The sequence below is a fragment of the Plesiocystis pacifica SIR-1 genome, assembly GCF_000170895.1.
GTDB lineage: Bacteria > Myxococcota_A > Polyangia > Nannocystales > Nannocystaceae > Plesiocystis > Plesiocystis pacifica.
This window is the reverse complement of the sequence record NZ_ABCS01000185.1, coordinates 1-10,072: the sequence shown is the minus strand read 5'-3', so window position 1 is coordinate 10,072 and position 10,072 is coordinate 1. Positions and strand designations below refer to the sequence as shown.

The window sequence follows — 10,072 nt, the reverse complement described above, 5'->3', positions numbered from 1 at the left end:
CGTCCCCGCCTGGAAGGCCGCTGGGGTGTGCCGGAGCTGGATCACACGCACGCAGGCGAACGATCCGGGTGGGCTGGAGTCGCGTGTCACCGTCCTCGTCGGATTCGACGACGGCGAGAATCATGACCTGTAGGCCAAGGTGGACCAGGGCGCAAGGCCCCCCGGCCACATTCTCGAGGCCAAGGCGCGCGCGCATGGTGGGGTGGAGCGGGAGCCGCTGGCCGTGGAGCAGGCGCTCGACCAGCTTCGCGCGCTCCTCCGCGGCCTCGCTCGCGTCCGCGTCGAGCATGACCGCCGGCATCGGCAGGTCCCGCCAGGGGGCACGCAGGCGCGACTCGAGCCACTCGCGCGCCCGCGCCCGGCGGGCATCGTTGTCCGTCACCGGCGGATCCGCCGGGGGGAGCTCGACCCGCCAACGCGGCGGCGCCCCCTCCCGCGGCGGCAGCTCCTGGGCGATCAGGCCGCCCACGGCCCCGGGGTCGTCGACCGTGAGCGGGCCGCAGGCGAGGCGGCGGAGCCTGGCCATGTGCGCAGGGCAACCCAGGCGGCGCCCGAGCTCCTCGGCGAGGGAGCGGATGTACGTACCCTTGGCGACGCGCAGCTCGAGCTCGATCCAGCCCTGCTCGCCCTCGTCTTCGCCGGTGGCGGCGGCCGGCTCGAGGCCCGCGCCGAGCACGGTCAACGCGTGCACGGCCATGGGGCGCTTGGGCAGCTCGACGAGCTCACCGGCGCGGGCGAGGGCGTGGGCGCGCTTGCCGTCGACCTTGACCGCCGAGTAAGCCGGCGGCGGCAGCTCGAGGGGGCCGCGCAACGCCTCGACGAGTTCGCGCGCCCGCTCGAGCATGGCGGCGTCCACGGGCGCCGTGGTGAGGGTCTCCCCTGCCCCGTCGGCCGTGGTCGTCGAGCGACCGATCACCAGCCGGGTCCAGTAGCGCTTGTCGACGGAGGTCAGCGCGTCGACGAGCTTGGTGCCCTCGCCGACGCACACGACCAAGAGCCCGCTCGCCGGCGGATCGAGGGTGCCGCAGTGGCCCACGCTGCGCTCGCCGAGGGCCCAGCGGACCCAGCCGACGACGTCGTGAGAGGTCGGCCCCTCGGGCTTGTCCACGAGCAGAACCCCGGTGTACCGGGACTCGGCCTTGCGCTTCCTGCCCATGGCCTCAGGCCTCAGAGCTCGGGGCCGGCGTCGGAGGGCTCGGCCTCGGCCTTCGCCGCGTCGAGCTCGGCCTTGGCGGCGCCTGCTTTCGCGTCCGCCTTGGCTTCGGGATCGAGCTCCCCCGCGTCGCGCAGCTCGGTCAAGATGGCCTCGACCCGGTTGCCGCGCTCGATGCTGTCGTCGTGGTGGAAGCGCAGCTCGGGCGTACGCCGCAGCTGCACCCGCTCGCCGAGCTTGCGCCGGATGGCCCCGCCGCCCGCGCGCAAGGCCGCGAGCACGCTCTCGAGGCGCAGGGCCTCGGTCAGCACGTCGACGTAGATCGTCGCCACGCTGAGGTCCGGGCTCACGCTCACGCCGGTCACGCTCACGGCGCTGGCCGGCTGCAGGCGCGGGTCCCGGAGCTCCCCGCGCAGGAGCATCTGCGCCATCTCCCGGCGCAGCAGCTCCTCGACTCGTTGGCGACGCCGGCTCATGGCCTATTCGAGCTCCGGACGGATGGTCTCGAGCTCGAAGGCCTCGAGCTGGTCCTCGGGCTCCACCTCACTGAAGCCCTCGACGACGATGCCGCACTCCATGCCCTCCTTGACCTCCTTGACGTCGTCCTTGAACACGCGCAGCGATCCGATGCGGCCCTCGTAGATGACCCGGCCAGCCCGGCGCACGCGGACGTGGCTCGAGCGGGTGACCTTGCCCTTGATGATGCGGCAACCGGCGACGGTGCCGAGGCGCGGGATGGGGAACAGGGCGCGGACGTCCGCGGTGCCCAGCGGGACCTCGCGGTACTCGGGCTCGAGCAGGTCGATCATCCGCTCGCGGACGCGGTCGGAGGCCTCGTAGATGACCGAGAAGGTCTCGACGGGCACCTTCTCGTGCTCGGCGAGCTTCGAGGCCTTGCCCACGGCCTTGACGTTGAAGCCGATGATCAGCGGGTTCTCGGCCGCCATCGCCAGCTTGACGTCGGTCTCGTTGATGCCGCCGACGCCAGCGTGGATGACCTCCACGCGGACCTTCGACGCGGACAGATCCTCGAGGGTGTGCTTGAGCGCCTCGGCCGAGCCCTGGACGTCGGCCTTGAGCACGATCTTGAGGATCGGGACCTTCTTGCTCTTGATCCGCTCGAGCAGCGAGGGACCCGACAGCACGCTCTCCTTGCGCCGCCGCTTCTCGCGGCGGTGCGCGACGAGCTGACGAGCGTCGCGCTCGGACTCGACCACGTGGAAGCGCATGCCGGCCGGCGGCGCGCCGTCGAGGCCGAGGACCTCGACCGGGGTCGAGGGCGTCGCCGACTTGAGGCGCTTGTTCTTGACGCCCGGCTGGAGCAGGTTGCGGACCTTGCCGCTGAACTCGTTGGCGACGACGATGTCGCCCTTTTTGAGCTCACCAGCTTGGACCAGCACGGTGGCCACGGTGCCCCGGCCCTTGTCGACGCGCGACTCGATGACCGTGCCCGCCGCCGGACCCTTGACGGGCGCGACGAGCTCGAGGACCTCGGCCTGGACGCCGAGCAGGTCGAGCAGCTCGTCGACGCCCTCGCCGGTCTTGGCCGAGATGTGGCTGATGACGGTCTCGCCGCCGTAGTCCTCGCCGACCAGCCCTTCCTTCATGAGCATCTGCTCGACGCGGCCGACGTTGGCCTCGGGCTTGTCGATCTTGTTGACCGCGACGATGATCGGCACGTCCGACTTGCGGGCGTGGTCGATGGCCTCTTGGGTCGTCGGCATGACGCCGTCGTCGGCGGCGACGATCAGCACGACGATGTCCGTGACCGCGGCGCCGCGGGAGCGCATGGCCGTGAACGCCTCGTGACCGGGGGTGTCGATGAACACGACCGGGCCCTGGTTGGTGTCGACGCGGTAGGCCCCGATGTGCTGGGTGATGCCGCCGGCCTCACCGTCGGCGACCTTGGCCTTGCGGATGTAGTCGAGCAGGGTCGTCTTGCCGTGGTCGACGTGGCCCATGATGGTGACCACGGGCGCCCGGAGCTCGCCCTCGTCGTCGTAGCTGGCGAGGATCTCGTCTTCCTGGAAGGAGACGTTCTCGATCGTGTAGCCGAACTCCGCCGCGACGTACTCCGCAGTCTCCACGTCGATGGAGCTGTTGATGGTCACGTTGCGCATGCCCTGCTGCCACAGGGTGCGGATCAGCCGGGCCGCCTTGACGCCCATCTGGTGGGCCATGTCCGAGATCTGGATGACCTCGTCGACGCGGATGCGCTTTTTGGCCTCGCTCATCTCGACGGTCGAGACTTGCTTGGGCCCGCTCGGACCCCGGCGGAAGCGCGAGGGACGACGACGGCCGCGGGCCTGGGCCTTCTCCTCGCGCCGCTTGCGGGCGGTCGCGCGGCCCTCGGTGCGGCCCTTGTTCGCCTCGGTGATGATCACCTCGCGGCGACGGGGCGGCGTCTGGAGCGGGATGAAGCCGAGGATCGTGGGCTCCGAGCGGCGAGACGCCGCCGCGACGATGACACCGTCCTCGTTGCGGACGACGTTGCGGGCGTTCGGGTTGACGGGGACAGCAGCCGCAGCCTTCTCCGCCGCGCGCTTCTTCGCGGCAGCCTCGGCAGCTTGAGCTCGCGCCTCGGCCTCGGCCTTGCGCGCGGCCTCGAGGGCATCTTGGCGCCGCCGCTCTTCGACCTCTTCGCGCCGCTCGATCTTCGCGGCGAGGCCGTCGCGGAAGCGACGCGTGCCCCGGGGCAGCTCGATGCGATCACCGACCTTGGGGGCGATGCGCGTATCAGCGGCCTCCCCACTGGGCTCGGCGCCCTGACCCCCAGGGCTGGCTTGCGCGGCGGCTCGACGCTGCGCGCCCTCGCCGGCTCGAGCCCCGCTACCGCTGGGGGCGCGGGCGGGCTGGCGAGCAGAACCGTCGCGGCGCTCCGGCGAGCGCGAGGCTTCGGGGCTCTGGCCGCGGCGGCGCACCTCCGACCGACGCACGGCCGGCGCCGGGGACGGCTGGGCGGCCACGCGGGCGGCCTCTTCCTGCTCGCGCTCCTTCTCCTTCTCGCGCTCACGATCGGCGGGGCGCTGGCGTTGCGAGCGACGACGTATGACCTTGGGCTTGGCGTTGCGGTCCGGGTGACGGCCACCGTCGCCACCACTGTCGCCGCTGGCGCTGCCACCAGACGAGCCGGAGCTGTGGCGACGACGGACGCGGTTGGCCTCGTCGTCACTCAGCGTGCTCATGACGCCCTTGATCGGGATACCAAGGCTCTTGACCTCAGCGACCAAGTCCTTGTTGTTTTTGATCCCGAGTTCGCGGGCGAGTTCGTAAATGCGGATCTTAGCCATGATGGGCCTCTCCCTTCGGCGCGTCTTGGCGACTCGCTGCGGTTTCGTGGGAGGCCGGAGTCGTACCGGTGCTTCGCTCTGGCACGGCCTCGCGGGGGGCTGCGGGCTGGGATGATAGTTCAAACAAGAGTTGTTCGAGTCCTCGGCGTCGGGGGTGCCGTGTCGGGATCCGCTCGACGGCGCCGCGCAGGTCGCGGAGGGTCACGGACCACAGCCGCGCCCAGACGTCGTCGTTGCGGGGATCGAGGTGGATGGCGCCGCTCTTCGCGAAGGAACGCGAGAACGCGCGGCGCTTGCGGGCCTGCTGGAAGCACGCGTAGCTGGGGCACAAGTAGGCGCTGCGGCCCACGGAGGTGCGCGCAGAGGTGGCTGGGACGATGTAGCCGTCGACGCTCCGCCGAAAGCGGAGCAGCCCCCCAGGGTCGCGCGTCACGCGACAGCCGATGCAGGTCCGCTCAGGCATTCAGTCGCCGCCTCCTTGGGGCTCTTCTTCCTCGTCGTCGGCGGCGTAGACCACCTCGAGCTGGATGTTGCCCGAGGCTGCCTCGTTGGCCGTGTCGATGATCGCGTCGGCCGCGTCGAGATCGCCCCCGATGACGGAGGCGAGCTCCTCCATGTTTGCAACGGCGAGGTCACGCAGAGTGCGCCAGCCCAGGTCGAAGAGCTGCGCGGCGAGCTCGTGGCCCACGCCGGGGATGGCCGCAATCTCGGCCTGGCTGCGCCGCTCCATCTGCCGGATCTTGCTGCGCGAGTGGATGTCGATGCGCCAGCCGGTGAGCCGCGAGGCCAGGCGCACGTTCTGCCCGCGCTTGCCGATGGCCAGGCTCAGCTTGTCGTCGGGCACGACGAGCTCCATGGTGTGGCGCTCGGCGTCGATGAGCACGCGCGAGACCTGGGCCGGCTGGATGGCGTTGCACACGAAGCGCGCCGGGTCCTCGTCGAAGGGCACGATGTCGATCTTCTCGCCGCGCAGCTCCTGCACGACGGCCTGGACCCGGCTACCGCGCATGCCGACGCAGGCGCCCACGGGGTCGACGTCGCGGTCGCGGCTGGACACGGCGATCTTCGAGCGCGCCCCGGGCTCGCGGGCGCACGCCTCGATGCGGACGATCCCTTCGAAGATCTCGGGGACCTCGTGCTCGAACAGCTTCTCGACCAGGCCCTTGTGGGTGCGCGAGAGGATGATCTGCGGGCCGCGGGCCGACTTGTCGACGTCCTTGACGAAGGCGACGATGCGATCACCGGGGCGCAGGGACTCCCGGGGCACCTGGTCGCGCGAGGGCAAGATGGCCTCGGCCCGGCCGTTGTCGACCTCGACGACGATCGAGCCCCGCTCGAAGCGACGCACGATGCCGGTCATCAGCTCGCCCTTTTTGTCCTTGTAGCGGTCGTAGAGGTTCTCCCGCTCGGCCTCGCGGACGCGCTGGATGATGACCTGCTTGGCGGTCTGGGCGGCGATGCGCCCGAACGCGGTGTTGACCTTCTGGAGCGCGGGGATCTCGGGGTACTGCTTGGCCTGGTCCTCGGCCTGCTTGCGGTCGTCCTCGAGGTAGAAGATCTGGAACAGCAGCTCGTCGCCGATCTCGGCCTCGAGGCCCGAGCGGCGCGCCTGGTCGATGCTCATCTCGCGCATCGGCAGCTCGACGGTCTCGACCACGTAGAGCACCTGGAACAAGTTGACGTTGCCCGTCTCGAGGTCGAAGCTGGCCTCGATCTCGCGGTCGGCGAACACCCGCTTGGCCGCCGTGGCGACGGCCTGCTCGACGGTGTCGACCAAGACGTCGCGGGAGATGTTCTTCTCCTGGCAGACCGCGTCGATGACCGTGCTGAGGTTGACGTTCTCTTCCATGTGTTTCTCTCGAGCTCAGCCCTCCCAGACCAGGTTGGCCCGGCGGATGAGGGGCAAGGGGATGGGGATGGTGCGATCGCGCTCGGGGTCGTGGACGACCACGGTGCCCCGGCGCTGATCTTCGGGGGCCGCGTCGTCGTCGTGGACCGCGACCAGGCGCCCGTTGAAGGAGCGCTCGTCTGCGTCCGCCGCGGCGGGCGACTCCCAGGTCTTGAGCTTGACGCGCCCGCCGACCTGAGCGGTGAAGTGGCGCTTCTTGGCGAGGGGCCGGTCGACCCCGGGAGACGAAACCTCGAGGGTGTAGCCCGGGGCCAGCAAGGCCGCCAGGGCCGGGTTGCCCTCGCCGGCCTCGACCGCGGCCTCGGCCGCGTCGAGGCTGTTGCCGATCAGCCGACCCATGCGGGTGCAGTCCGCGATGGTCACGCCCTTGGGCGAGTCGAGGAAGACCCGCAGCACCCGGCGCTGGCCCGACCCGGACCACTCGATGAGCAGAGCCTCGTAGCCCATGTCGGCGCACACCGGCTCGATCGCAGCCTCCAACAGGGCCGTCGCCGCGCCGTGGCGGTGCCCCTTCGCAGCCGGAGCTGCGGTCTTGGAGGTTGTTTCTTGGCTTTGGGTCATGAACGATTTTCCCAGCCCGGCGTCATCTGCGTCCGGCAGCATCCAGCCGGTCGAGACAAAAAGAGAGCGGAGGAAGACCCCCGCTCTCCACCGAGTTCGGAGTTGTTGCGGCATCGGTAGCATAGCCGTCACGACGTCGCAAGCCGGATTGGCGGCCGCGAATCGGCCAAAGGGGACGGAGCCTGGGACGGCCAGGAGCCAGATTGAGATCCCTCCCCAGGCAGGTGTGGGGACATCTCCCAGGGCGGCTCGGGCCTGCCCGCGATGAAAATCACATTTCGAAGGTCGCCCGAGGGCCCCGAGGCTCCGGGTTGCGGCCTCGCGAACAGGCGTGCGAAACATCGACTTGGGAGCTCCCGTTGGCGACGGGTCGGGCCGAGTTGAATCAGCGCGCAGACATGGTTGGCCTGTACGAACTGATGGATCGCTACGGCGACGGCGATCCACGGGCCTTCGGCGCGCTCCATCGGCGTCTCGGCCCGCGCCTGCGCGGCTTCTTGATGAAGCTCGTCCGAGACGAGGCGACCGTGGACGACCTGCTCCAGCTCACCTTCCTCAAGGCCCACCTGGCCCGAGAGCGCTTTCAGTTGCAAGGCGGGGATCCCGACGGCGCGGTCCAGGGCTGGTACTTCGCGATTGCTCGAAATGTCGCTCTCGACCACCTGCGCCAGCGCGGACGCCGGGACAAGCGGCAGGTCAACCTGCACCGAAACGAAGACGGGTCGACCCACGAACTCCCCGACGGGATGGACTCGCTCGAGGACATGATCACCAGCCAAGAGCGCGCCGACGAGATCGTCGAGCAGGTCCGCTCCGCGATCGCGCGCCTGCCCCCGGGCCAGCGCGAGGTCGTCGAGATGCACAAGCTGCGCGGCATGTCCATGGCCGAGGTCGCCGAGCGCCTCGACATCCGCGAGGGGGCCGCGCGGGTCCGGGCCCACCGCGGCTACAAAGCCCTCGCCCGCATGCTCGGCTCGAGCGCGCCCGTCGCCTTGCTCGCACAGTTGCGGCCCGAGGATCTCGACGTCAATTTGATCTCCAGTCCAAAGATGCGGGTCGCGGAAGTCATCGAAGCCATGCTGCGGGGGATCGGACAATGAGCGCCGAGTCACCCGAGGAGCGCCTGGACGCTGCGGCGCTGATCATCGGCGACCTCCAGAACTTGCAGCGAGAGCGCCGGCGCCACTTCCTGCCCGCCCTGCTCGTCGCCGTCATCGCCGTCGGCGGCGGCATGGTGATGATGGGCCTGCGCACGGACCTGTTGCACCAGCCGTGGTGGCAGCTCGGGGTCCAGTGCGTGCTGTGGCTGCTGTGCCTGATCATCTTCCCGGCCATCGGCCTGGGCCTGCTCTTTCCCAGCCGCGGCGCCCGCATCGGGCTGGCGGCCTCGGCCGTGGGCCTCACGCTCCTGGCCACCCTGGGCGTCCCCCACGAGCACGGCGCGCTGTTCGACGATCCGCACTTCGGCGCCGGCTGCGGGATGATGATCGCCATCTACGCGACCATGGTCTTGCTGCTCGGGCTGCTCAGCGGGGCCTTCATCCAGCGGCGCAAGACCTCGGCGGTCTACTGGATCTCTGCGGGCATCTCGCTCACGGCCCTGACGGCGATCACCTGGCAGTGCCCGATGACCGGGGCCGCCCACGTGCTCCCCAGCCACCTCGGCGTGGCCGCCTCGCTGATGATCGGGACCTCCCTCATCGGCATCCTCGTCCACCGGCGCAACGTCGCGCCGGGGAGCGAGGGCGACAGCTCGGGGCCCACGCTGACGAGCTCGGGCACCCAGCCCGGCAGCCCGGACAGCGACAGCCAGGCCTGAACCCGCGACGACGGGGGCGCCCCGCCTACTTGCGGCGCCGCTCTTCCCGGGCCTGGGCTCGCCGGACGCGGCGCGCGAGCACGGCGTAGATCCGCGTCGCCCCGTTCCAGTGCACCGGGCACAGGTCGTAGACTGCGCCGTCGTCGAGCTCGATGAGGAAGACCTCGCCCCGGGGCGGCGGGCGCAGCTCGACCTCGACGGCCGTGACCGCCGTGGTCCGCACGAGCACCCGCCGGCCGCGGTGGGGAAACCACAGCCGTCGACCGTAGAGCACGACCGCCCCCGGGACCAGGGAGAAGGCCACGGCCCGGACCCAGCCGAGCAGGTAGATCATCACCAGCCCGAGGACCGCCCGGGTCAGCACCTCGAAGCCAAAGCCGATCACCAGCCACGAGCTCGGGATCCGCCCGATGGTCACGGCCAAGAGCGCGATGAAGTACACGGGGATCAGCCCCAGGCGCGCGAGGTTGCCGGTCCAGTCGTCCGGGCGGGCGACTCGCAGCCAGGGGCGGAACACCGTCGCAGTCTACCCGGGGTGCCCACCCGAGGCGAGCCGAGGGCCCCCCAGGCGAGCTCCGCCCAGTTGATCTAGTCTGCGGCCATGCCCTCCCCTGCTCGCCTCCCTCGCCCGTCCCTCGGTCTTCGGGCCGTCCTCGCGGCCCTGCTCATGGCCGGAGCGCTCGGCGGCTGCGGAGGCTCCGAGTGCACGGAGATCGGCTGCGACTCCACCCTCGAGGTCGACTACGGCTCGGTCGTCGTCAACGAGCCCTACCTGCTGACCATCGACCCCGACGGCGACGAGCTCACCGTCACCTGCCTGCCCGACAGCCCCGACGCCGAGCCCCTCCCCGACTGGCTCGAGTGCGACGCCGACGGCTTCATCGTCACGGGCGAGCGCGCCGACACGACCACGAGCATCCGGGTCACCGTCGTCCCCATCGAGACCGAGGACGCCGCCATCAACGAGCTCGTGACCCTCAACGTCCAGGAAATCCTCGAGCCCAACGGCCCCGACTGCGACCCCAAGTGCGTCGTCCGCCGCGGCGTGGTGCCCTAGTTTAGCCCCCACAGGCGCCTCGGACCGGGGGCGCTTCGTCGCTGTCCGCTCCTCCGCTTTGGCTTGGTGGGCAATGATGTTCGTGCCTTCGAGAGGGTGTGTGGTCGCCCCCGCACGCGGGGGCGTGGTTTGGCGGGGATGAAGATCCACTCGTCACTGTCGAGCGCCACCATTCTCGAGGCGCTTGGGTCTGGCGAGTCGGTCCAGCCGCTTCAGCGAAGACTCCCTCATGCTTCGACGAAGACCCTCTCACGCTCCAACGAAGCCCGTCTCTCCGACGAAG

The 10,072-nt window shown here is 70.4% G+C and carries 10 protein-coding genes; 3 read left to right on the top strand and 7 right to left on the bottom strand.

What is annotated here, in order from left to right:
• From truB to rimP, 6 genes are all read right to left on the bottom strand, one after another.
• Positions 1 to 1,156: tRNA pseudouridine(55) synthase TruB (truB, locus tag PPSIR1_RS45350; protein WP_006977121.1), on the bottom strand; the 1,156-nt coding region annotated here is incomplete at its 3' end.
• Between the two features lie 11 nt (positions 1,157 to 1,167).
• Positions 1,168 to 1,629, bottom strand: coding sequence for a 30S ribosome-binding factor RbfA (gene rbfA / locus PPSIR1_RS40420; protein ID WP_006977120.1), 462 nt, complete (start codon positions 1,627 to 1,629; stop codon positions 1,168 to 1,170).
• Between the two features lie 3 nt (positions 1,630 to 1,632).
• Complete coding sequence (gene infB, locus PPSIR1_RS40415) at positions 1,633 to 4,443, bottom strand: translation initiation factor IF-2 (protein WP_006977119.1); 2,811 nt, start codon at positions 4,441 to 4,443, stop codon at positions 1,633 to 1,635.
• Positions 4,436 to 4,906, bottom strand: a complete 471-nt coding sequence (locus PPSIR1_RS51435) for a YlxR family protein (RefSeq protein WP_006977118.1) — start codon at positions 4,904 to 4,906, stop codon at positions 4,436 to 4,438. The genes infB and PPSIR1_RS51435 overlap by 8 nt, the downstream gene beginning before the upstream one ends.
• Positions 4,907 to 6,292 (bottom strand): transcription termination factor NusA, encoded by a 1,386-nt coding sequence (gene nusA / locus PPSIR1_RS40405; RefSeq protein WP_006977117.1) that lies wholly within the window; start codon positions 6,290 to 6,292, stop codon positions 4,907 to 4,909.
• A gap of 15 nt (positions 6,293 to 6,307) precedes the next feature.
• A complete protein-coding gene (gene rimP / locus PPSIR1_RS48925) occupies positions 6,308 to 6,913 on the bottom strand; it encodes a ribosome maturation factor RimP (protein ID WP_157596500.1) in 606 nt (201 codons plus the stop codon).
• Between the two features lie 398 nt (positions 6,914 to 7,311).
• Between rimP and PPSIR1_RS40395 the strand changes: the two genes are divergently transcribed.
• Positions 7,312 to 8,013 carry an RNA polymerase sigma factor gene (locus tag PPSIR1_RS40395; RefSeq protein ID WP_157596499.1) on the top strand — a complete coding sequence of 234 codons (702 nt, stop codon included), beginning with the start codon at positions 7,312 to 7,314 and terminating at the stop codon, positions 8,011 to 8,013.
• Positions 8,010 to 8,732 (top strand): hypothetical protein, encoded by a 723-nt coding sequence (locus tag PPSIR1_RS40390; RefSeq protein WP_006977114.1) that lies wholly within the window; start codon positions 8,010 to 8,012, stop codon positions 8,730 to 8,732. The genes PPSIR1_RS40395 and PPSIR1_RS40390 overlap by 4 nt, the downstream gene beginning before the upstream one ends.
• 25 nt (positions 8,733 to 8,757) lie before the next feature.
• Here PPSIR1_RS40390 and PPSIR1_RS40385 read toward each other — a convergent pair whose 3' ends face one another.
• The gene (locus PPSIR1_RS40385) at positions 8,758 to 9,249 is read right to left on the bottom strand and encodes a hypothetical protein (protein WP_006977113.1); all 492 of its coding nucleotides are present in this window, start codon (positions 9,247 to 9,249) and stop codon (positions 8,758 to 8,760) included.
• Positions 9,250 to 9,333: 84 nt separating this feature from the next.
• On the opposite strand from PPSIR1_RS40385, the gene PPSIR1_RS40380 reads away from it, so the two are divergent.
• Complete coding sequence (locus PPSIR1_RS40380; protein WP_157596498.1) at positions 9,334 to 9,789, top strand: hypothetical protein; 456 nt, start codon at positions 9,334 to 9,336, stop codon at positions 9,787 to 9,789.
• Positions 9,790 to 10,072 lie beyond the last annotated feature (283 nt).